The sequence below is a fragment of the Rhizobium aureum genome (assembly GCF_030182495.1).
In the GTDB taxonomy this organism is placed as follows: Bacteria; Pseudomonadota; Alphaproteobacteria; order Rhizobiales; family Rhizobiaceae; genus Rhizobium; species Rhizobium tropici_C.
In genome coordinates this window covers 1-21,486 of the sequence record NZ_JAQJCI010000002.1, presented here as the reverse complement: position 1 = coordinate 21,486, position 21,486 = coordinate 1, and the positions used below count along the sequence as shown (strand labels likewise).

General features: G+C 60.2%; 21 protein-coding genes and 1 pseudogene. 15 read left to right on the top strand and 7 right to left on the bottom strand.

All coding sequences use genetic code 11. The annotated features are described in order from the left end of the window. The first annotated feature begins 11 nt into the window (after window positions 1–11). The 5 genes and pseudogenes from PH552_RS05950 (at window position 12) to PH552_RS05930 (ending at window position 4,909) form a co-directional block, all read left to right on the top strand. Window positions 12–1,232, top strand: a complete 1,221-nt coding sequence (locus PH552_RS05950; RefSeq protein WP_112344457.1) for a helix-turn-helix domain-containing protein — start codon at window positions 12–14, stop codon at window positions 1,230–1,232. A 47-nt stretch (window positions 1,233–1,279) separates the two neighbouring features. Then, complete coding sequence (locus PH552_RS05945; protein WP_112344458.1) at window positions 1,280–1,912, top strand: Vgb family protein; 633 nt, start codon at window positions 1,280–1,282, stop codon at window positions 1,910–1,912. Window positions 1,913–2,298: 386 nt separating this feature from the next. Beyond that, window positions 2,299–2,580, top strand: a complete 282-nt coding sequence (locus PH552_RS05940) for a hypothetical protein (protein ID WP_112344459.1) — start codon at window positions 2,299–2,301, stop codon at window positions 2,578–2,580. Between the two features lie 111 nt (window positions 2,581–2,691). Next, a protein-coding gene (locus PH552_RS05935) for an IS5 family transposase (protein WP_112343075.1) occupies window positions 2,692–3,446 on the top strand; the annotation gives its coding sequence in 2 pieces (ribosomal slippage) (window positions 2,692–3,025 and window positions 3,025–3,446; 756 coding nt in all). Window positions 3,447–3,538: 92 nt separating this feature from the next. After that, window positions 3,539–4,909: pseudogene (locus tag PH552_RS05930) on the top strand (IS701 family transposase). A gap of 53 nt (window positions 4,910–4,962) precedes the next feature. On the opposite strand, the gene PH552_RS05925 reads toward PH552_RS05930, so the two are convergent. The 3 genes from PH552_RS05925 to PH552_RS05915 all read right to left on the bottom strand — a co-directional run bounded on the left by PH552_RS05925 (window position 4,963) and on the right by PH552_RS05915 (window position 7,493). Continuing rightward, complete coding sequence (locus PH552_RS05925; protein ID WP_112345133.1) at window positions 4,963–5,238, bottom strand: DUF6522 family protein; 276 nt, start codon at window positions 5,236–5,238, stop codon at window positions 4,963–4,965. Between the two features lie 175 nt (window positions 5,239–5,413). Next, the gene (locus PH552_RS05920) at window positions 5,414–6,535 is read right to left on the bottom strand and encodes an HPP family protein (RefSeq protein WP_113250291.1); all 1,122 of its coding nucleotides are present in this window, start codon (window positions 6,533–6,535) and stop codon (window positions 5,414–5,416) included. 52 nt (window positions 6,536–6,587) lie between these two features. Beyond that, complete coding sequence (locus tag PH552_RS05915) at window positions 6,588–7,493, bottom strand: LysR family transcriptional regulator (protein ID WP_112345135.1); 906 nt, start codon at window positions 7,491–7,493, stop codon at window positions 6,588–6,590. Between the two features lie 72 nt (window positions 7,494–7,565). Between PH552_RS05915 and PH552_RS05910 the strand changes: the two genes are divergently transcribed. Both PH552_RS05910 and PH552_RS05905 read left to right on the top strand, forming a co-directional pair. Beyond that, the gene (locus PH552_RS05910) at window positions 7,566–8,288 is read left to right on the top strand and encodes a 5-formyltetrahydrofolate cyclo-ligase (protein WP_348647388.1); all 723 of its coding nucleotides are present in this window, start codon (window positions 7,566–7,568) and stop codon (window positions 8,286–8,288) included. A gap of 183 nt (window positions 8,289–8,471) precedes the next feature. Continuing rightward, the gene (locus PH552_RS05905) at window positions 8,472–8,786 is read left to right on the top strand and encodes a hypothetical protein (RefSeq protein ID WP_145644276.1); all 315 of its coding nucleotides are present in this window, start codon (window positions 8,472–8,474) and stop codon (window positions 8,784–8,786) included. A 119-nt stretch (window positions 8,787–8,905) separates the two neighbouring features. Here PH552_RS05905 and PH552_RS05900 read toward each other — a convergent pair whose 3' ends face one another. The 4 genes from PH552_RS05900 to PH552_RS05885 form a co-directional block, all read right to left on the bottom strand. Further along, window positions 8,906–9,826, bottom strand: coding sequence for a dihydrodipicolinate synthase family protein (locus tag PH552_RS05900; RefSeq protein WP_112345138.1), 921 nt, complete (start codon window positions 9,824–9,826; stop codon window positions 8,906–8,908). Between the two features lie 81 nt (window positions 9,827–9,907). Then, window positions 9,908–10,621, bottom strand: a complete 714-nt coding sequence (locus PH552_RS05895; protein ID WP_112345229.1) for a FadR/GntR family transcriptional regulator — start codon at window positions 10,619–10,621, stop codon at window positions 9,908–9,910. Window positions 10,622–10,891: 270 nt separating this feature from the next. Further along, entirely contained in the window at window positions 10,892–12,202 is a 1,311-nt protein-coding gene (locus tag PH552_RS05890; RefSeq protein ID WP_112345139.1) for an MFS transporter, read from the bottom strand. A 166-nt stretch (window positions 12,203–12,368) separates the two neighbouring features. Beyond that, entirely contained in the window at window positions 12,369–12,575 is a 207-nt protein-coding gene (locus PH552_RS05885) for a KTSC domain-containing protein (protein WP_112345140.1), read from the bottom strand. A gap of 351 nt (window positions 12,576–12,926) precedes the next feature. On the opposite strand from PH552_RS05885, the gene PH552_RS05880 reads away from it, so the two are divergent. From PH552_RS05880 to PH552_RS05845, 8 genes are all read left to right on the top strand, one after another. Beyond that, a complete protein-coding gene (locus PH552_RS05880; RefSeq protein ID WP_112345141.1) occupies window positions 12,927–13,913 on the top strand; it encodes a BMP family protein in 987 nt (328 codons plus the stop codon). 14 nt (window positions 13,914–13,927) lie between these two features. Further along, window positions 13,928–15,352, top strand: a complete 1,425-nt coding sequence (locus PH552_RS05875) for an amidase (protein WP_112345142.1) — start codon at window positions 13,928–13,930, stop codon at window positions 15,350–15,352. Further along, a complete protein-coding gene (locus PH552_RS05870; RefSeq protein ID WP_112345143.1) occupies window positions 15,349–16,875 on the top strand; it encodes an ABC transporter ATP-binding protein in 1,527 nt (508 codons plus the stop codon). Before PH552_RS05875 ends, PH552_RS05870 begins: the two co-directional genes overlap by 4 nt. Further along, on the top strand, window positions 16,865–17,914 hold the full coding sequence (locus PH552_RS05865) for an ABC transporter permease (protein WP_112345144.1): 1,050 nt from the start codon (window positions 16,865–16,867) through the stop codon (window positions 17,912–17,914). The genes PH552_RS05870 and PH552_RS05865 overlap by 11 nt, the downstream gene beginning before the upstream one ends. Then, window positions 17,911–18,852 (top strand): ABC transporter permease, encoded by a 942-nt coding sequence (locus tag PH552_RS05860; RefSeq protein ID WP_112345145.1) that lies wholly within the window; start codon window positions 17,911–17,913, stop codon window positions 18,850–18,852. Before PH552_RS05865 ends, PH552_RS05860 begins: the two co-directional genes overlap by 4 nt. A gap of 15 nt (window positions 18,853–18,867) precedes the next feature. After that, window positions 18,868–20,160 carry an amidohydrolase family protein gene (locus tag PH552_RS05855; protein WP_112345146.1) on the top strand — a complete coding sequence of 431 codons (1,293 nt, stop codon included), beginning with the start codon at window positions 18,868–18,870 and terminating at the stop codon, window positions 20,158–20,160. Between the two features lie 181 nt (window positions 20,161–20,341). Next, window positions 20,342–21,226, top strand: a complete 885-nt coding sequence (locus PH552_RS05850) for a dihydrodipicolinate synthase family protein (protein WP_112345147.1) — start codon at window positions 20,342–20,344, stop codon at window positions 21,224–21,226. A 21-nt stretch (window positions 21,227–21,247) separates the two neighbouring features. Next, window positions 21,248–21,486, top strand: a 239-nt coding sequence (locus tag PH552_RS05845) for a GntR family transcriptional regulator (RefSeq protein WP_285165747.1), incomplete at its 3' end; no start/stop codon positions are given.

Genomic DNA, 21,486 nt, shown 5'->3' with positions numbered 1-21,486 from the left:
ACGGGATTTCGATGGACTCGCTGATCGTCGCTGCAGCTCAGGCGCTTGCATCAGGCGATGTGCTGGGCGCTTTGAAGCGTGTGTCGCTGCGCGAGGATGCGCCGGCGCTGGCGCTGCGCGGCATTGCCATGGCGCAGCTCGGAGATCTTGTCCGCGCCAAGACACTTCTGAAGAGCGCCGCGCGCGCCTTTGGTCCCCGCGAGGCTGTCGCCCGTGCCCGGTGCACCGTGGCCGAAGCCGAGATTGCCCTTGTGTCGCGTGACCTTGGCTGGCCGGAAAAAACGCTGGAGACGGCAAGGGCGGCCCTCGAAAGACATGGCGACCACGTCAATGCCGCCCATGCCCGCAACCTGCAGATACGCCGTCTGTTGCTTGTCGGCCATCTGGACGAGGCCGAACGCCTATTGGCGAAGCTCGATCCATCGCCGCTGCCACCAGCCGCAAGGGCGAGCCATGAACTGGCGGTCGCCGGCATCGCCATCCGCCGCCTGCGGATCGCGCCGGCCCGCGCCGCCCTTGCGCGCGCCGCGGAAGCGGCCGGCAAGGCAGGGATCCCCGCACTTATGATCGAAGTGCGCGATGCGACACGTGCTCTGGATGCCCCGGCTGCGCGGCTGGTAGCCCAGGGCGAGGAGAAATTGCTGTCGCTCGACGAGGTCGAGGCCCTGTTGGCGTCTGGAATATTGGTGGTCGATGCCTGCCGCAATATCGTGCGCAGCGGCGGCGAGATCGTGCCGCTTGCGAGCCGGCCGGTGCTCTTTGCCCTGGCGCGCGCGCTTGCCGAGGCCGCTCCCGCCGATGTACCGCGTTCTACCCTGCTTTCCCGCGCCTTCCATGCTCGCCATGCCGACGAATCCCACAGGGCGCGGCTGAGGGTCGAGATCGGGAGGCTTCGCGCCGCCCTGGAGCCATTGGCCGATATCAGCGCGACGCCGCGCGGTTTTGCGCTGACGCCGCGTGGAGAACGCGGTGTCGTGGTACTGGCGCCACCGGTGGAAGTCGAGAATGGCTCGCTGCTCGCTCTGCTTTCGGATGGAGAATCCTGGTCGAGTTCAGCATTGTCGATTGCACTGGCGACAAGCCCGCGCACGGTGCAGCGTGCTCTCGACGCGCTTGCAGCGGCTGGAATGGTGCAAAGTGTCGGCAATGGGAGAGCCTGCCGCTGGATGATGCCGCCGGTTGTCGGCTTCCCGACAACATTGTTACTCCCTGGGCCGCTGCCGAGCGACTAAGGTCTCTCATATCGACACTCGACCAATTCCGACCGGAGGATGGAAGCATGAAAAAGTCCCGAGCAGAAATCATTCGCGAATACGGTCCCTTCGAGAACGCGCCGAGGGTGAATGGAGTTACCTTCGATGGCCAGCACGTCTGGTTCGCCTCCGGCGAAAAGCTGCATGCTCTGAACCCGGAGAGCGGCGAACAGGTGCGCACGATCGACGTTGCGTCCCATGCAGGCACCGCTTTCGACGGGCGTTACCTCTATCAGATCGCCGAGGACAAGATTCACAAGGTCGATCCCGCGACAGGAAATATCATTTCCACCATTCCCGCGCCCGGCAACGGCGGCGATTCAGGCCTCGCCTGGAGTGACGGCAGCCTGTGGGTCGGGCAGCATCGCGGCCGCAGGATCTACGAAATCGACCCCGAAACCGGTGCCATCAAGCGCACCATCGAATCCAACCGTATCGTCACCGGCGTCACATGGGTCGACGGAGAATTGTGGCATGGCACCTGGGAGGGCGACGAAAGCGATGTGCGCCGCGTCGATCCGGCGACGGGCGAAGTGCTGGAGCGGCTCGAAATGCCCGAAGGGACCGGCGTCTCCGGCCTCGAATCCGATGGCAAGGACCGGTTCTATGCCGGCGGCGGCAGCAGCGGCAAACTGCGGGCGATCCGCCGTCCGCGCTGAACGGCATTGATAGAGATATCCCGCATCGGAGGTCGATCGGTCTTCGATGCGTTCCGGCAGGCGGCTTTATTTTTCAGATTCGGAAAGTATTGGCTTACGGATGCCACTTGAAAGGCTCCATTCGGATCACCACTGGATACCACACCTTTAGAACGTCCCCGGGGACAACGGCGCCTTAGGATCGATCCCCGCGATGGGTCGATTCCGCCAAACGCACCTCGGGTGCCGGCCGCAGTGCCATGCGCTCTTGGCATGGAAGCCATGCCTTGCTGTTTGACGCCGTCGTCGCCATATCTGACTTACCAATCGCATTTCTATCATGTCCAGTTGCAAGCTGCGCCGGCCCGGTCGATGCCGGAGATATTCGCGTGCGCGGAGGAGGCGTCATGAATGGCATCACGAAAAGTCTCGATGAAATGAACCTGCAGGAGCGCGCCGACCTTATGACGGCCGTTGCGGATGTACTGCAGGCTGCCGCCGAAGAGGCGGAGGAGGATGGCGATGCGCTCGCCGCCACCAATTCCTTCTTTCTCGCATGCAATCTTCGCAGCTGTTCGTCGGATCTCGGCCCGAAGGACCTGAAGGCTGCCGAGCTTCTGCTGGAGCAGGGCATCACGTTCATTCATCTGCTGAATGGACGAAGAAAGAATGGCATTTCGGTTCACTGAAGCGCATCGCGATCTTTCAGGTTCGCCTCTTGCGCTTCAGGTCTTGATCTAGGCTCAGGACCTATTAATTTTGCTTGAGATGTGATTCACGGTTTCCGATAGGAGGCCGCGATGAGTGATTTGTTTTTGTTGAGCGAGCGCCAAATGGCGCTGATCGAACCGTACTTCCCTTTGGCGCATGGCATTCCGCGGGTGGACGACCGCCGGGTGATCAGTGGCATCGTCTACGTCATCAAGCATGGCATGCAGTGGAAGGATGCGCCGAAGGACTACGGTCCGCACAAGACGCTCTACAATCGCTTCATTCGCTGGAGCCGCCTTGGTGTCTTTGACCGCATCTTCGCGGCCCTGGCGGTCGATGGCGCGAAGTCCGAGCGGATCATGATCGATGCCACGCATCTCAAGGCACATCGCACGGCCGCAAGCCTGCTAAAAAAGGGGATGTTCCCCGTCGTATCGGGCGAACCAAAGGTGGACTGAACTCCAAGCTGCACACGGTCTGCGATGACGAAGGCCGCCCAATCGTCATGCTGCTCAGTGAAGGCCAGATGAGCGATCACAAAGGCGCACGGCTCGTTCTCGACGCTTTGCCGCCCGCCAAAGTCCTCATTGCCGATCGCGGCTACGACAGCACGCCATTCCGTGAGGCATTGCAGGCAAAAGGTATCGAACCCTGCATTCCATCGAGCCGCAGCCGGAAAGTGCCATACCCCTATGACAAGACGCTTTATCGCAAGCGCCACAAGGTCGAGAACCTCTTCGCAAAACTCAAGGACTGGCGCCGCATCGCAACTCGCTACGATCGATGCGCCCACACCTTCTTCTCGGCAATATGTATCGCCGCAACCGTCATCTTCTGGCTCTGAGCAATGAGTCCTGAGCCTAGCACTACTTTGGCAGATTAACCGGTCATTTACGATGATGGGCCATCTTGGGCACTTTCACAGGGGTGCGCGAGATGTCGGAATTGGATGTTGCGCTGGCGGATTGGCTGAAGCCGTTCGTCGAGAAGCTTGGTCACAAGAAGCGGCGGCAGATGTGCCCGGTCTATATTTCGGGCCTCATCGGACCTGGTGATCGCAAGAGTATCGAGCCGATGGCGGAACGTCTGGCACCTGATCGCTACGACCGCCTACATCATTTCATCTCGGATGGGATTTGGGATGCCGGTCCTCTTGAGGCGGAACTGGCGGTGCAGGCCGACAAGATTGTCGGGGCATCAGATGCTTTTCTGGTGATCGACGACACAGGTCTACCGAAGAAAGGCGACCATTCTGTTGGGGTGGCGCCGCAGTACGCGTCGATGCTCGGCAAGCGCGCCAATTGCCAGACGCTGGTGTCGTTGACGCTGGCCCGCGACGAGGTTCCCGTCCCAGTGGGCTTACGATTGTTCTTGCCCGACAGTTGGACGAGTGATCAGGATCGGATGGCGAAGGCTGGTGTTCCCGAGGAGATGCGCCGATCCCGCACCAAACCGGAGATCGCGCTCGACGAGATCGATCGGCTGATGGCCGCAGGCGTGCGGTTTGGCACCGTGCTTGCGGATGCCGGCTATGGTCTGTCGGCTGCGTTTCGCCAGGGGCTCAGTGCACGCAATCTCACCTGGGCTGTCGGTATTCCCAAGCATCAGAAGGTTTATCCTCATGATGTCGCATTGGTCTTTCCTGTCGCCGGCCATGGACGGCCACGCAAGCATTCGATCCCCGATACGCTGTCGACCGCAGCCGAAACGATCTTGGAAGGAACGACCTGGAAGAAGGTCAGTTGGCGTCACGGCACGAAAGGTCGACTGACAGCACGCTTCGCTGCCCTACGCATTCGGATTGCTGATGGTTCCCCGCAACGCATCCTCGACAAGGGACAGCAGCACATGCCGGGCGAAGTGGCGTGGCTCGTTGGTGAATGGCGTTCAAACGACGAGCGCAAATATTATCTCTCCAACCTGCCGGCCGAGGCGACCTTGAAAGCGCTCGCGGCGGCCATCAAGGCGCGATGGGTCTGCGAGCAGGCCCATCAGCAGATGAAGGAAGAGCTCGGCCTCGATCACTTTGAAGGCCGATCATGGCAGGGCCTCCACCGACACGCGTTGATGACGATGATTGCCTATGCCTTTCTTCAACATCAACGCCTCAACAAGGCAAAGCGGGAAAAAAAGGAAGAGGCACGGCCCGCCTAAGCCGACACTGCCGGCCATCCGACGCGCTGTCATAGCCGCGCTCTCAAACCACCATCCACCACAACGATGTCCTCACTGCCGTATCAGGTTCCTAATGACCCCAAATTCAATTCTGCCAAAGTAGTGCTAAAGCAGCGCAACATTCGTCCGTGACGGAGCGATCCTGTGGGAAGGCCCGTAGGATTTCGACCCAGGCTGCGGTTGCGTCAAGGGGCCGGCGGTCGCGCACCCATATGCAGAAATGTCATCTCCTCGTGCCGAACCCTGTTATCGTCGTCCAGAACAGCCCGCCATATCCGGTTGCCAAGTCGCAGGGACAGGCGCCTGGTGCCTTGATGATCCGCCGTGCCCACCTCGACGCAAGAGGAGATCGCACCGCGCTGCATGTAGCGGCGGAACTCGCTGAGCGATAGCCCGAAACGTTCGGCGATCTCGAAGGAATCGACGATGAAGTCTCCATTTTGTGCGCGCTCGACGAACATATTCCTGCCCATTCTTCGGATCCGCAATCATCTTCAATAATGGAGAATGATTTATAATTGTCATTCTTTAAATGGAAATTTAGCACGCATCGAAGGCGTCCACCTCCGATAGACGCGTCCGAAGGTTACGCGAAAACGCTTCAAAAGCTGCTCGCCCAAAACTTTCTCGTCTACTTCATGCGACCACTTGCGCTGGAGTGCCCCTGGTCGGCAGAAGCCGGGCCATGGCACTCAAAAGATCCGTCTGCGATATCAGGCCAAGGACGCGCCAGTCGGCATCGACGACGATGACCGCATGCGTGCGACCATCCGTCAGAACGGGCAACAGCGACAAGGCGGGATCCGCGGCATCTGCCACGGCCGGTTTCGATGCGGAACCTATGATAGTATCCGAACTTTCCGAAAGTTCGCGAAGGCCGACCGTGCCGATCAGGCGGCCTTCCCGGTCCTTCACCGGCAAGGTGCGGATGTTGTGCTTCAGGAGAAGATGCCGTGCATGATCCGGCTCGGCATCCTCGCTGATGGCGATGACATCGCGCGACATGATATCGGCGCAGCTTATGTCGCCATGCGATCGTACCGCCGCCTGCAATTCGACCTGCCGCAGGAGGCGGCCGAGGTCTGCCCGATCGATGTCGAAGGTCTCGTCGAGCTCGTCCAGGGCTGCATCGACGTCCTCCTCGCGAAAGCCCACCCGCAAGGGCGGCGGCAGATCGCGTGTCTGATGGATGTTTTCGGCCGGCTTTGCGACCACATGCGGATAATTCCGCCCGGAGAGTTTGTGAAACACCAGCCCGAGGCCGACGAGTATGCAGGAATTCAGGGCGACCGGCACGAAAGGAAACAGGAAGCCCCAGCCGGCAACCACCGGCCCGCCGAGAACGGCGGTCAAGGCAGCCGCGCCGCCCGGCGGATGCAGGCATCGCGTAAACGACATCGCCCCGATCGCAAGCGAGACACCGACCCCGATCGCGATGATCGGATCACGGATGAAATAGGCTGCAATGATACCCATCATGGCGGAAATGGTGTTGCCGCCGATGATCGACCAGGGCTGGGCAAGCGGGCTTGCCGGAACCGCAAAAAGCAGCACCGCGGACGCCCCCATCGGGGCGACGATAAGCGGAAGATGCGGCCCCTGCCCGAAAAGATAACCGCTGATGACGCCGGTAAGACCGATACCGATCAAAGCGCCGAGGCAGGCAATCAATCGCTCGCGTAAGGTTGCTCCGGCAAGGATCGGCGAAAACAAGCGGAACCGGTTGGATCCGGCCTTTTGAGACTCTTGATGCTGCATGATGAAACCAGTTTTCCGGAAGCGTATTTCGTGGCTGGGCGACAGAATTTGATTAGTTCGGCACCAGTCGAGAGCCCTTGCCCCTGGTGGCGCTAAGGACCTCATGAAACGCATTGAAGGCGCTCGGGCGATCATTTTTGCGGAAAATAAGCATCGTGTCGACCGCGGCCAGTTGATGTGTCGCTGATGTCATCGGCCAGTGCATGAGATCAAGGACCGATTTCGGTATGACACCGGCAGCATTGCCGGTCGCCACACTTGCCAGGATGGCATGATAGGAGCCGAGTTCCGTCGTCGGCAAGGTGCTCGATTTGCGCGCCCAGCTCTCGGCAATCCGCCGATAGGTGCATCCGGGTTCCAGGGCCGCAATCGATCCGACCCGCAGGTCGGCGGCCGACCGGATTGAGGAATGCCCGGACGGCAACAGCAGCAACAGATCCTCGACAAAGACCGGTGCGGCCTCGAGTTGTCTGAGCTCGGCCCCAAAACCCGCATCGTCATCCAGCATGGGTTTTGGCGGCAAGGCGATCAGCGCGCAGTCCAGAACGTCATTCAGAACATCCCGGGCAAGGTCACGCGAGGCGCCAAGGGTCAGTTGGAGCGATACATTCGGCCACATGCGATTGAATTGGCTGAGCGCCGCGGGCAGCCGGCTTGCAGCCGTGCTTTCCATCGTTCCGACCCGCAATGTGCCCGATGGAAGCACGGGCCTGACCGCTTGGCGCGCTTCAAGCGCCAGTGCGGCAAGTCGATTGGCATAGATCTGGAACGTCTCGCCTTCTTTCGTCAGCGTCATCTTCTTGCCGTCGCGGCTGAAGAGCAGGACGCCCAGATCCTCCTCCAGCTGCTGGATGCGTGTCGTCACGTTCGATGGCACGCGACCGACAGCCTTCGCAGCCTTTGTCACGCTGCGATCACTGGCGACGGCCAGGAATATCTCGATCGATGAGAGGTCCAATGAAAAGATCTCGATTCAGGAATTAAGCTGCCCTATCATTCCCTATATAAAAATCATTCTCATAGCTCAAGCATGTTTCGATATCGAGTGGGACGGAGCGTTAAGGAGCGGATGGTAAAATCAGATCGACATCAACCGGACGAAGAATCTCGTGAATACGCATCTCCCGCCTGTATGCTGCACGACGTCGACCCGGCTTATAGCGGCATCCCATCAAGCGAGAACCGAATCCTGGATATCTCTGCGTGGCGAAAAGCGGAGCGGCAAAGGCTGATCGACGATCGGAAAGCCCTGCCGGTGGCAGAGCGCGAGGAATATACGCGTTCGATTGCAGCCCATCTCGATCAGGTCATTCCCGACATCGCCGATAAACATATCAGCCTGTTTTGGCCGTTTCTCGGAGAGCCGGACCTCCGGGGATGGATGGCGGCCGCAACAGCTCGTGGCGCCGTGTGTCTGCTGCCTGTTGTCGTCGCCAAGGCGAAACCCTTGATATTCCGCTCGTGGAGAATGGGGGAGCGACTTGAACGCGGAGTATGGAACATTCCGGTTCCGGCCGGCGGCAGGCAAGCCGTTCCGGATATCGTCATTGCACCTCTGGTCGGTTTCGATCCACATTGCTTCCGTCTTGGCTATGGAGGCGGATTTTTTGACAGAACCCTTGCCGCCCTCGATCGCAAGCCGCTGACCATCGGGGTCGGCTTCGAATCGCAGAGGATCGAAACCATCCATCCGCTTCATCACGATATTCCGATGGATGTCATCATCACGCAAAACGGAGCGCGCTGTCGGTGATCCCTGATCATATGGGATTTTGAGCCCGTCAGTCCTGCCGGAGTGCTGAACGGAACGGCAGATCGCCGCCCAAACGGGCAACCATTCATGCCGGCATGACGTTTGGGCCGGACGGATCGCCGCCTGCAGTCGTTGGCACATGAATTGCGTCTCTTTCATCGCCCACTGCAAGAGACGATATTCATGCTGCCCATTCTTCTACCGCTGCTTTTGAGCATTTCCCTCGGTTTGAGCTGGAACAGGTTCCTGCTCACATTTACGAGCGGCGGCGAAGGTCTGCAAAACCAGATGCCGGTCACGATGGTCGCAGCCGCGGTGAGCCTCTCCGCCCTTGCACTGTCTATCGCCGACAAAGGGCTTCTGCTGGGAGGCGCTATCATCCTGCTCGGCCTGACGCTTGCGGCCATCAGCAAGAGCCTCTCCCATCCGGTCGCCATTGTGGCGCTGTCCGCCATCAGCCTTGCAGCCTACCTACAGTTTACGGTGCACGCGCCCTAACCGCGGCCGCCGGCGTGAGACGTTGACGGAATGCGTCTCGAGGCAGCATCACTCATCAAATCAGCATGAGTGTATGTCGCGCGCATTCCCGCCGCCAGCGGTTGTGCCGATGCCGCGAGTCAGCTGGTAGAAAGCTCGCCTGCTTCCCGCCAGGTACGAAGCAGGGCAAACAGTTCCTCGCGATCCTTCTGATCGAGGCTTGGCAACCCCGGAACACGAACGGGGCCGACATTCAGGCCGGAGAAAGTGACCGCTTCCTTGACGACCGTGACATTGGCGCCGCTGCGAAACTTCGTGCGCATACGCTCGAAAGGCTCGAGCGTGCTGACGATCGCACGGGCAGCAGCAAAGTCCCCCTTTGCCAAGGCATCGAGAACGGCAAGCGAAAGCTTTGGTGCGACATTGACGAGGCCGGAGGTGAAGCCGCGTGCACCGGCGGCTGCAAATGACGGAGCCCAGCTTTCGGCCAGGCCACAGACGAACAGCGCGCCATTCGGATCGGAGGCGGCGATCGCCCGCGAAAGCAGCATCAGATCCGTCGTCGCGAACTTGATGCCGGCAATATTGCCGTGGCCGGCCAAGCGAACCATGTCGTCGACGCTGAAACCTTCGGCACGGACATAGGCGACGAGCGGCAGGGGCGATGCTTCCGCAAGATCGCGGAAATAGTCGATCTGAGAAGCGGGTGCGGCAAACGGATCCACCGGCTGATGCGACATGACGGCGGAAGCGCCGATCGAGGCGGCATCCCTGGCCATCTGGATCGCCTCGCGCAGGGAACGGCCGATTGCCGCCGTCACCGGTGCCTTGCCATCGACGCCCTTTATCGCAGCTTCGTGGACGCGGCGGATTTCTTCAGGCGTCAGCGCATAGAACTCACCGGTATTGCCTGCCGCGACGATGTTGTAGATGCCGGCCGCTGCCACGCGCTGGTAGACCTGAGCGGTCATGCGCGGTTCCACTTCGCCATTTGCATCATAGGCCGTGACCGGAACGCCAGATACGCCAGTCAGCGCCCGCCGCATGGTTTCGATGCTCATATTCCTACCCTTCGTCATCCATCGAGGCGCAAGCGGGAAGCTTCAAAAAGTAGATCGCCTCGCCTTATCTCATTCAATATTCTAGACGCCTTTGAACATGCGGGCGCGTGCATTCAAGATGTGTCGTTTCATGGCGTCATGCGCTTCGGCATCCTGCCGCGCAAAGATCGCCTGAACGATCACCGCATGCTCATCCTGCACACTGCGGATCTGCTCCGGAGTCCGCTTGAGACTGAGGCTGCGTGTCACCGAATGACCGATGGCGAAGTGCGGCCTGAACAATTCGCGGGCGGTGACATGGAACTGGTTGCCGGTGGCGATCGCAATCGCATCGTGCAATTCCTGATCCTCTTCCGCGCCGAGCCGGCCCTCGCGAAGACACTGTTCGATCTTTTGAAGCGCTGCGGTGATCCGTTCCTTGTCATCAGCCTGCCAGTTGCGTGCCGCTAGCTCGGCGGCTTCCGCCTCGAGCCCCGCTCGAAATTCGAAAAAGCGCTGGACGTCGGCGAGCGATCCTACGGGCACCATTTTCAGGACTGAGGAATCCGGCCTTTGGCGCACATAGGAACCGGACCCTTTGCGCGACACGATCAAGCCATCGGCACGCAGCCGCTCCAGCGCATCACGCACGACAGGCCGCGACGCACCGAACATCTCCGCGAGCCTGGCTTCCGCCGGCAATCTTTCGTTCACCGCAAACTGTCCGTCGGCGATCATCGCGACAATCCTCTCATAGATGATGTCGCCGAAGCGCGTCGCGCCTGCACCGGAATCGTTGGCGACGGAGAGTTTCATCATCATCCTTTGTGAAGGCCGACTAGCGATAAGGCATAGCGCATTTCCCGTGCGTCAGAGCTACTAAATCTGTAAAAATCTGTCAACTCCTGTAATTATCTGGGAGCGTAATATGGTCTTGCCGCTGCGCCAGAGGGATGCGATGGCGACGGGTGGCAGCCCGTCGTATCGGCATTTCCATGATGATGGTGCCAGCAGCCGCGCGAGAAATCAGGACGGCCGTCAGGCCGCCCTCTCATTTGAAGGATGCTCTTGCTTGAATAATCGCAATCACTTCATGCCGGCCGCATTTGGAGCACCAAGACCGTCCCGCCGCGGCGTGCGTGGCACCATGCGCCCGATGATGAAAACAAGCAGCGCGGCAGCCAGCAGGCAAGCGGCAAGGAAGAACATCGGCGCTATCGTGCTTCCGGTGGAATCCTTGATCCACGGGACGACGTTCTGGGCGATGAAGCCGCCAAGATTGCCAACGGAATTGATCGCGGCAAGGCCGGCTGCGGCGCCAGCGCCCTGAAGGAAGCGCGACGGCAGGCTCCAGAAGACCGGCTGGCCGGCGAAGATGCCGGCGGCCGCAATGCAGAGGAAAGCAAATTGCAGCGTATGATCGGGAATGACGGCGGATAAGACCAGGCTTATGGCACCGATCAAGGCAGGGATGACGATGTAGGGCGTTTTCGATTCGGCCTTGTCCGCCGCTGCCGGCACGGCGTAAAGGGCGATCGCGACCAGAAGCCAGGGAATGATGTTGAGAAAACCGTTCGTTGTGTTGCTCACACCGAAATTCTTGACAATGGTCGGCAGCCAATAGCTGAGCCCATAGGCGGCCAGCGGAAAGCCGATATAGCAAAGCGCCATCAACAGCACGCGCGGATTGACAAGCGCCTTGAAGCCGTCGGCGGCATTTTGCTCCATGGCCGAATTTTCGACCGCGAGCCGATCTTCAAGCCAGGTCTTTTCCGCGTCGTCGAGAAAGGTCGCCTTGGCAGGCAGATCCGGCAGATAGAACAGGGTGACGAAACCGGCAATGATCGCGGGAATGCCAGTCACCAGGAAGACCCATTGCCAGCCGGCAATACCATAAAGTCCATTGAGATCCAGCAGCACGCCGCCGAGCGGCGCGCCGATCGCATTGGCAAAGGCGCTGAAGATCATGAAGAGCCCGACCATGGTGCCGCGATAGGCCGAAGGATACCAAAGGGTCAGCAGATAGAGTACGCCGGGGAAGAAGCCCGCCTCGCAGGCGCCGAGCAGGAAGCGGAGAATATAGAACATGGTGGCATTCTGCGTATAGGCGAGCGCGACCGTCACCGCGCCCCAGGATATCAGAATGCGCGCGAACCATCTGCTCGCTCCGAACCTGTCGAGAAGCAGGTTGCTCGGTACTTCGAAGATGAAATAACCGATAAAGAACAGCGAGGCGCCGAGACCATAAGCATATTCGCTCATGCCGAGATCGCCGACCATCTGCAGCTTTGCATAACTGACATTCTGGCGATCGATATAGGCAATCAGATAAAGGATCCCGAGGAAGGGCATGAGCCTCCAGGTGATCTTGGATATAAGTTGCTTTTCATCAATCACGCCGCGTCCTCCCTGGGAGATGGTTCTGATCGATGTAGATAGCGCAACTCTTCGTTTATCAATGCATTGATGGATAAGCCTGGCCATCGCCTATGGAGCTTGTGGCCGGAGAGCAACAAGTCAGCCGGCGTCTTCAAGGCAAGACAGCCGGCTCTGAACTCTCGTCTCAAGCCACGCGTTCGAACTGGGTGCGGATATGCTCGATATAGTGCTGGCCCGGTGAAGGTGCCTTCACCATGGCAATTGCGGCCTTCTGCGGAACGCCGGTAAACTGACGCTCCTCGCCGTTCTTAAAGCGGATGTAAAGCCGCCCATCATCGGGGCGGAAGAAAACGGATTTAATGATTTTTGACGAAACTGGAAGCTCTTGCATGGATCACCCTACCCTTTGGTTCCGTTATCGCACGAAATCCAAAACATTGAGTGAAGTGAGCTAGTTAATGAAGAATACAGTTGTATCAGCAGATTTTATCGATTGCCACGCCGGATCGGCTCTTTTGGTCAGGAATCCTCAGCGTAGAGCCAATTTGTATGGCGCCAAGCAACAACCGGCGATGGCCTGCAGGACGATCGAATAACGGCCGCACGGACTGTCTATCAATATATGTGACGAGCAAGCATGGGGGCGCTTTCGCATATTATTTGAGCATGCCTGTTGCTTGACACTTTTTTAGCCCCCTTCTATGGTTTTTACCAAATGATCAAAAAGCAGGGGAACTGAAAAATGACCAATGAAATCATACTGTCACGCCGTGCCGTCATAGCCTCCGGCATTGCCCTTGGCGTCAGCGCGCTGGCGCCGGCCGCACGCGCTGCCGCACCCCTCAAGGTGGCGGGCATCCATGCCTCGCCGGTCGAAAACGCCTGGAACTCCTGTCTTCACAAGGCGCTCCAGGACGCGGCCAAGGAAGGCGTTATCGAATACGTCTTTTCCGAGGGCGTTTCCGGCACGGACTATCCGCGCGCCATGCGCGAATATGCCGAACAGGGCAACAAGCTGATCATCGGCGAAGCCTATGCCGTGGAGAAGGAAGCGCGTCAGGTCGCCGCCGATTATCCGGATACCGCCTTCGTTCTCGGCTCCAGCGGCGAAGCAGCCGGCAGCAATTTCGGTGTCTTCGGCACCTGGAACTATGACGGCGCCTATCTCGCCGGCATGCTGGCGGGTAAGATGACCAAGTCGAACGTCGTCGGCTCCGTTGGAGCAATCCCGATCCCAGAGGTCAATATGCTGATCAATGCCTTTGCCGCGGGCGTCAAAGCGGTCAATCCGGATTGCAAGCATCTCGTCTCCTTCATCGGAACCTTCTTCGATCCTCCAAAGGCACGCGAAGCCGGTCTCGCGCAGATCGATGCCGGCGCCGACATTCTCTTCGGTGAGCGGATCGGCACGGCCGATGCCGCCAAGGAGCGCCACATCAAGTCGGTGGGATCGCTGATCGATTATACACCGCGCTATCCCGAAACCGTCTTTGCCAATGCCATGTGGTACTTCCGCCCCATTCTCAATGCGGCGATCGCCGATGTCGCCGCCGGCAAGCCGGTTGGCCGCAACTACACGGCCTACGGCCTGATGAAGGAAGGCGGCAGCGACATCGTCTATGTGAAAGGCGTCGCACCGGCAGAGGCCGAAGCTGCAATGGAGAAGGTTCGTGCCGACATCAAGGCCGGCACCTTCGAAGTGCCGAAGGTAGCGGATCAACCGAAGTAATCCTTCGGTCGATCATGACCAGCCCATCATTCGCCGATGCCACGGAGCTTACTGGCGCGATCAAGTCCGGCAAGCTTACCTGTGTGGATGCCATGCAGGCAGCGCTTGCCGCCTGCGCCAAGCAGGATGAGCTTGGCGCCATTACCTATCTAAATCCAGAGGCGGGACTTGCCGCAGCGCAAGTCTTGGATCAGGAGGCATCGGAATATCCAGAGCGCTTTGCGCTGCGGCCATTCGCAGGCGTGCCGACGGTTGCCAAGGATCTCGGCGGCCCCTTCCCGGGGCTACCGGTGACCGCTGGCTCGCGCCTGTTCGCCCGCACGGGTGAAGGAGCAGATAGCGATTTGGCTGGCCGCTTTCGCGACGGTGGCCTTTGCGCCTTCGGCTTGAGCACCAGCCCGGAATTCGGCTTCTCACTCGCATCCGAACCGGCAATCGGCCCGATCTGCCGAAATCCCCTGGACCAAGACAGAACCGCCGGCGGCTCTTCGGGCGGTGCGGCGGCCGCAGTCGCCGCCGGTATCGTTGCGATCGCGCATGCGACGGATGCGGGCGGCTCGATCCGCGTGCCGGCCGCTTGCTGCGGCCTTGTCGGACTGAAGCTGACACGCGGCGCCGTGCCCGCCGGCCCCTCCTTCGGCAATCATCTCGGCGGCATCGCGAGCGAATTGGCCGTCACCCGCTCGGTACGCGATACCGCACGGATATTCGATGTCGTGCGAGGTCGAACGCGAGGACCGTTCGCGGATATCGCTCAACTCCCGGCCAAGACCGGTAAGCTTCGCGTCGGACTCCTTGCAGACACCGGCCAGCGTTACGCAATCGAACCAGATCGGGCCCAAGCGGTGGAAGCAGCGGCCAGTTTCCTCGAAAGCCAGGGAAACGAACTGGTATCCATCCGTTGGGGTGAGGTGGAAAGTGCCGTTCAAGCCAGCGCCCGTGCCTTTGGCGATATCATTTCCGTCAATATCGCCAGCCTGATTGACGATCTCGAACTGGACACGCGCCTTGCAGAGACGATGACGCAAGCCTTCATCATGCGCGGACACGCCATGCCGGCAACCGCCCTTTGGAACTCCCTCAATGGCGCCGTCAGGGCAAGCCGTATTCTGTGGGATGTCTTCGACAGGGTCGATGTCGTCGTCATGCCGATGCTCGCCTCTGCACCACCGCCCATCGGGTCCTTTCCGACGGATCATTCGGACACGGAATTGCACCTCGAACGCATGACGTCCTTTGCCCCTCTTGCCGCGCTCGCCAATATTTCCGGTTTTCCGGCCATCACACTTCCCTTCGGCGAAGATGGAGAGGGATTGCCGCTGCCGGTCCAGCTGATGGCACCCATGGGTGAGGATAAGCTGTTGCTGCAGCTTGCATCCGTGCTCGAGGCCGAGCAACGTTGGCAGCATCGCTTCCCGATTGCAGGCTTTCCGGCATGACCATTCCTGTCCTTTCCATTGAAGGTGTCAGCAAACGCTTCGGCAGCACGATTGCCAATGACGATATCTCGCTGTCCTTGGCAAAGGGCGAAATCGTTGCCCTGCTCGGAGAAAACGGCGCTGGCAAGACGACGCTGATGAGTATCCTCTTCGGGCACTATGTGCCCGATAGCGGCCGCATCCTGATCGGCAATATGGAACTGCCGCAGGGCAAGCCGCGCGCAGCGATCCGGGCCGGCGTCGGCATGGTGCATCAGCATTTCTCGTTGGCGCCGAACCTGACGGTACTCGAGAATATTATGACGGGTACCGAAGGGCTTTGGTCACTCAAGTCTCAAACGGGTGCGGCCCGCAACAAGCTCCTGGCGATCTCCGAGCGTTTCGGCCTGAAGGTCGACCCCGATGCGCGCCTTGGTGATCTCTCCGTCGGTGAGCAGCAGCGGGTGGAGATCCTCAAGGCACTCTACAATGATGCGCGCATCCTGATCCTCGACGAGCCGACCGCCGTTCTGACCCAGATCGAGGCGGAAAAGCTCTTTTCGACGTTGAAGCAGATGGCAGCACAAGGCCTGTCTTTGATCTTCATCTCGCACAAGCTCGATGAAGTCATGGCCACGGCCGATCGTATTGTCGTCCTGCGCGGCGGCAAGGTCGCGGCCGAAAGACAGGCATCTCAGACCAGCAAGGCCGAGCTTGCCGAGTTGATGGTCGGACATCGTGTCACGCGCCCAACTCGCGAAACGTCGAAGCCGGGCGACATCGTGCTCGAAGCTCGCGATATCACCGTCAAGAACGGTGGCGTCGAACGGCTGAAAAAGATCAGCTTCCATGTCCGGGCAGGCGAGGTTCTGGGGATCATCGGCGTATCGGGCAACGGCCAGGCGACCTTGGGGCAAATCCTGTCCGGCATGTCGAACCGCTCATCCGGCGAACTTCTTCTGTTCGGCAAGCCCGTCGGCGATCTCGACGTTGCCGCGGTCATCGATGCCGGCATCGGACGCATCCCGGAAGACCGAAACCGTGATGGTGCGATCGGCGAAATGGCGATCTGGGAAAATGCCGTGCTCGAGCGCCTGTCTTCCTATTCGAAGCATGGCCTCGTCGATAAAAAGGCCGGCATGGCCTTTGCGCAGGAGATCATCGAGGCATTCGACGTGCGCGGCGGCGGTGCTGCGACACGCACCCGGCTATTATCGGGCGGCAACATGCAGAAGCTGATCCTCGGCCGCAATCTCCATGAGCGACCACGCATCCTGATCGCCGCGCAGCCAGCGCGCGGATTGGACGAAGGCGCCGTCGCCGCCGTTCACGGGCGTATTCTGGAAGCGCGCCGGCAAGGCACCGCCGTCCTGTTGATTTCGGAGGATCTGGATGAAGTGATTGCCCTGGCCGATCGCATCCAGGCCATCGTCGGCGGCCGGCTTTCGGCCCCGATCGATGCCGGCGAGGCCGATGCGCGCCTGCTGGGACTGATGATGGCCGGAGAATGGAAAGACAAGAGCGGGACAGAACATGCGATTTGAACGGCGCGAACACCGCCCACTCTACATGATGGCCCTGGCTCCCCTGCTTGCAATCATCGCAGCACTCGCGCTCGCCGGCATCCTGATCGCGATTGCCGGCGCACCTGTCCTGGAAGCCTATCGCCGGATTCTGCTTGGAGCCTTCGGCTCCAGGCTTTCGGCAACGGAGACGCTGACTCGCGCGACGCCATTGATCCTGACGGGATTGGCCGCCGCAGTCGCCTTTCGCGCCCGCCTGTGGAATATCGGCGCCGAGGGGCAATTCTATTTCGGTGCCATTGCCGTTGCGGGCTTCGGGTCGAAAATGCTCGCCGGCCTGCCCGGCCCGATCCTCATTCCGCTATTGATGGTGATCGGCGCTATTGCCGGCATGGTCCTGATCCTCGTGCCGCTGTGGCTGCGGCTGCGCTTTTCCGTCGACGAAGTCGTCACCAGCCTCATCCTGAATTTCATCGCCGTTCTCTTCGTCTCCATGCTGATCGACGGCGTGCTGAAGGACCCCACGGCATTCGGCTGGCCGCAATCCCAGGCACTTGGGGATCACGCCATGCTGCCCAAGCTGATTGCGCGATCGCGCCTTCATATCGGTTTTGCAATTGCGATCGTCATTGCGGCGCTCGTCTATTTCGTTCAGTCGCGCACCGTTTTCGGCATGCAGTCGCGGGCGGCAGGTCTCAACCCGTCAGGCGCTGTCTTTGCCGGCGTTCGCCTTGGCTCGACGCTCGTCAAGGTCGCCTGTCTTTCGGGTGGGCTTGCCGGCCTTGCCGGCGCGATCGAAGTGATGGGTGTCAAAGGTTACGTCACGACCGATCTGTCCCCCGGGTTCGGCTATGCCGGCATCGTCGTCGCCATGCTTGCAAACCTCAACCCGCTCGGCGTCGTCCTTGCGGCGATCTTCACCGCCACGATGTTCGTCGGCGCCGATGGCATGAGCCGCAGCCTCGGCATTCCCACGTATATTGCCGACGTCACGGTCGCCCTGTCGCTACTGACCATGCTGATCGCCTTGTTCTTCACGCAATACAGGATCCGCCGATGAACACGCTGGTCGACATCATTGCATCGGCCGGGCTTTGGGCCGCCGTGCTGCGGATTGCGACACCCTTGATCTTCGGCACGCTCGGCGCGCTTCTTTGTGAACGCGCCGGCGTTCTCAATCTCGGCATCGAGGGCATCATGACCTTTGGCGCGATGATCGGCTGGCTCTCCGTCTATCATGGCGCGGATTTATGGACCGGTCTTCTGATTGCGGCAATCGCTGGCGGTATTTTCGGGCTTCTGCATTCGGCCCTGACAGTGACGCTTGGCCTGTCGCAGCATGTCTCCGGCCTCGGCGTGACGCTTTTTGCATCCAGCTTCAGTTACTACGTCTTCCGGCTGATCGTTCCGGTTGCCGGAACACCGCCGACCATCACGCCGTTCCAGCCGATCGCGATCCCCGGGCTTTCCACCCTGCCCTTCATCGGCCCGGCTCTCTTCACGCAGACCGCCCCGACCTATCTCGCGATCCTGGCGGCACTGGTCATGGCCTATCTCATCTTCCGCACGCCGGTCGGACTTGCGATCCGCATGACGGGTGAAAATCCGCATGCGGCCGAGGCGCAGGGCCTTAACCCGACGAGGATCCGCTATGGCGCCATCATCGCCGGCAGTGCTCTGATGGGCATGGGCGGCGCCTTCCTGACGCTTTCCGCCTTCAACAGTTTCTTTCCGACGATGGTGCAGGGCCGCGGCTGGATATGCATCGCGCTCGTCGTCTTTTCGTCCTGGCGGCCGGGTCGAGCGCTGTTCGGCGCCCTGCTCTTTGCCTTCTTCGACGCTTTCCAATTGCGCCTGCAAACAGCGGTGCAGGGTGTGCCCTATCAGCTCTTTCTGATGACGCCATACATTCTGTCCATTGTTGCCCTTGCCGTCATGAGCAGGCGCGCCCGCGTGCCGCAGGCGCTGATGCAACCCTATCGCCGTGGCGAAAGATAATCCGAGGAGCCGTTCATGTTCGATCTGATCATTCGCAATGCCAATCTGCCCGATGGTCGCAAGCGCATCGACATCGCGGTCAAGGATGGCAAGATCGCAGCAATCGAAGCCTCGATCGCCGCGGAGGCGAAGGAAGAGATCGATGCGACCGACCGGCTGGTGAGCCCGCCCTTCGTCGACCCGCATTTCCATATGGACGCGACGCTTTCGCTTGGCCTGCCACGCATGAATATATCAGGCACGCTTCTGGAGGGCATCGCACTTTGGGGGGAATTGCGCCCGATCGTGACGAAGGAGGAGCTTGTCGAGCGCGCGCTACGCTATTGCGATCTCGCCGTCACACAAGGACTGCTGTTCATCCGTAGCCATGTCGACACTTCCGATCCTAAGCTGGTGACGGCCGAGGCGCTTCTGGAGGTGAAGGACAGGGTCAAGCCCTATATCGACTTGCAGCTTGTCGCCTTCCCGCAGGATGGCTATTATCGCGCCAAAGACGGCGTGGCTTCCCTCTCACGCGCACTCGACATGGGCGTCGATATCGTCGGCGGCATTCCGCATTTCGAGCGCACGATGGATGAGGGCAGAGCCTCCGTCGAGGCGCTCTGCAGGATCGCCGCCGATCGCGGCCTTCCCGTCGACATGCATTGCGACGAAACCGACGATCCGATGTCGCGCCACATCGAAACGTTGGCGGCAGAAACCATTCGTTTCGGGCTGCAGGGCCGCGTTGCCGGCTCGCACCTGACCTCGATGCATTCGATGGACAATTACTACGTCTCCAAGCTCATCCCCCTCATGGCGGAAGCAAGGATCAACGTCATTCCCAACCCGCTGATCAACATCATGCTGCAGGGCCGGCACGACACTTATCCCAAGCGACGCGGCATGACGCGCGTGCGCGAACTGATGGATGCCGGGCTCAACGTCTCCTTCGGCCATGATTGCGTGATGGACCCCTGGTATTCGATGGGCTCGGGCGACATGCTTGAGGTCGGCCATATGGCCATCCATGTCGCACAGATGGCCGGCATCGAAGACAAGAAGAAGATCTTCGATGCGCTCACCGTCAACTCCGCCAAGGCGCTCGGCCTTGAAGGCTATGGCCTGGAAAAGGGCTGCAATGCCGATTTCGTCGTGTTGCAGGCCATCGACACGCTGGAGGCGCTGCGCCTGAAGCCCAATCGCCTCGCCGTCATCAAGCGCGGCAAGGTCATCGCCCGCTCCGCGCCGCGCATCGGTGAACTCTTCCTCGATGGCCGGCCTTCACGGATAGATGGCGGGCTCGATTACGTTCCTGTGCGGAAATAGCGCTGGCTGTTGACAGTCGGAACCATTGCGAACCAACACGCGCCGCATCGGACGTGGTCGCAGCGGCCGATTATGCTCCCTGTACGATCATGGCGTCCTTATGCATGACTAAATGAATCGACGCTTTACAACTAACATGTCAGTGTGCTACGCAGTGATCCTACAAGATCGGGAGGATCGGATGAAAGAAAGTTTCGGCCTGTCGGCCGCCCTGGCAACGCCCTTTGATGCGGATGGTGAGATCGCGATCCCGGGCGTGATTGAGCAGGCGAAGCATTGTCTGGCCAATGGCTGCAAAAGCGTCACGCTCTTCGGCACGACAGGCGAAGGGGCCTCCATCGGCATGCAGGAGCGCAAGCAGGTTCTGGCCGCCATGATCGCCGCCGGCATCGCACCTGAGCAGATCGTCATGGGCGTGCTCGTCGATGCTGCCGAGGATGCGGCAGCTCAAGCTGGGCAGGCACTGGCGCAGGGCGTCCGCAATATTCTTCTTGCCCCGCCCTCCTACTTCAAGAACGTCAGCGACGATGGCCTCTTTAAATGGTTTTCGGCCGTTTTCACCATGCTCGGCACGCATGCCCGCGACGTGATCGTCTATAATATTCCCTCGGTGACGATGGTACCGCTCTCCATTTCCCTCGTGGGTCGCCTGCGCACGGCGTTTCCGGATGTCGTTGTCGGCGTCAAGGATTCCTCTGGCGACTGGCCCTATACCGAGGAACTGCTGAAGACGCATGGCGATCTCATCATTCTGATCGGCGATGAACGGCATCTGGCGCGCGGTGTGCGCCTCGGCGGACAGGGAGCCATTTCCGGCATGGCGAACCTCCTCCCCCGCGAGGTCCAGGCCATGGCGGAAAAGGGCATCGACGACGCCAATGTCGAGCGTTTCGTCGAAGAGCTGCTGAACTATCCAGTCATCCCCTCGATCAAGGCCATTCTCACCCGGTTGACCGAGGACGACAGCTGGCTTGCCGTGCGCCCGCCGCTCGTGGCATTGAACAGCCGAGATTCCGATACGCTCTTTACTGCCTTCGGTGCGCTGTTTCGCGCCGAGGCAGCCTAACCGAACAGTCCGGAGCTGCCGATGGACGGACCAGGCGAACAGACGACGTTGAGAGAGAAAGCCTATGAGAGCTTCACGCGCCATCTCTTGGCGCGCGACGTTCGGCCTGGGCAATTCATCTCGCAGCGGCGGCTGGTCGAGCTGACGGGACTGACGCTCGGTGCCATCCGCGAACTGATCCCGCGCCTGGAAGCCGAAGGATTGATCAAGACGGTGCCGCAGCGCGGACTACAGATCGCTCATATCGATCTGGACCTAAT

Excerpts from the sequence above, each read along its gene's own strand:
- PH552_RS05945 (WP_112344458.1), top strand. The coding sequence starts at position 1,280 with ATGAAAAAGTCCCGAGCAGAAATCATTCGCGAATACGGTCCCTTCGAG.
- PH552_RS05920 (WP_113250291.1), bottom strand. The coding sequence starts at position 6,535 with ATGCAGCATCAAGAGTCTCAAAAGGCCGGATCCAACCGGTTCCGCTTG.
- PH552_RS05940 (WP_112344459.1), top strand. The coding sequence starts at position 2,299 with ATGAATGGCATCACGAAAAGTCTCGATGAAATGAACCTGCAGGAGCGC.
- PH552_RS05950 (WP_112344457.1), top strand. The coding sequence starts at position 12 with ATGGACTCGCTGATCGTCGCTGCAGCTCAGGCGCTTGCATCAGGCGAT.
- PH552_RS05880 (WP_112345141.1), top strand. The coding sequence starts at position 12,927 with ATGACCAATGAAATCATACTGTCACGCCGTGCCGTCATAGCCTCCGGC.
- PH552_RS05905 (WP_145644276.1), top strand. The coding sequence starts at position 8,472 with ATGCTGCCCATTCTTCTACCGCTGCTTTTGAGCATTTCCCTCGGTTTG.
- PH552_RS05895 (WP_112345229.1), bottom strand. The coding sequence starts at position 10,621 with ATGAAACTCTCCGTCGCCAACGATTCCGGTGCAGGCGCGACGCGCTTC.
- PH552_RS05910 (WP_348647388.1), top strand. The coding sequence starts at position 7,566 with ATGTTTCGATATCGAGTGGGACGGAGCGTTAAGGAGCGGATGGTAAAA.
- PH552_RS05855 (WP_112345146.1), top strand. The coding sequence starts at position 18,868 with ATGTTCGATCTGATCATTCGCAATGCCAATCTGCCCGATGGTCGCAAG.
- PH552_RS05925 (WP_112345133.1), bottom strand. The coding sequence starts at position 5,238 with ATGTTCGTCGAGCGCGCACAAAATGGAGACTTCATCGTCGATTCCTTC.
- PH552_RS05900 (WP_112345138.1), bottom strand. The coding sequence starts at position 9,826 with ATGAGCATCGAAACCATGCGGCGGGCGCTGACTGGCGTATCTGGCGTT.
- PH552_RS05875 (WP_112345142.1), top strand. The coding sequence starts at position 13,928 with ATGACCAGCCCATCATTCGCCGATGCCACGGAGCTTACTGGCGCGATC.
- PH552_RS05850 (WP_112345147.1), top strand. The coding sequence starts at position 20,342 with ATGAAAGAAAGTTTCGGCCTGTCGGCCGCCCTGGCAACGCCCTTTGAT.
- PH552_RS05860 (WP_112345145.1), top strand. The coding sequence starts at position 17,911 with ATGAACACGCTGGTCGACATCATTGCATCGGCCGGGCTTTGGGCCGCC.
- PH552_RS05870 (WP_112345143.1), top strand. The coding sequence starts at position 15,349 with ATGACCATTCCTGTCCTTTCCATTGAAGGTGTCAGCAAACGCTTCGGC.
- PH552_RS05885 (WP_112345140.1), bottom strand. The coding sequence starts at position 12,575 with ATGCAAGAGCTTCCAGTTTCGTCAAAAATCATTAAATCCGTTTTCTTC.
- PH552_RS05865 (WP_112345144.1), top strand. The coding sequence starts at position 16,865 with ATGCGATTTGAACGGCGCGAACACCGCCCACTCTACATGATGGCCCTG.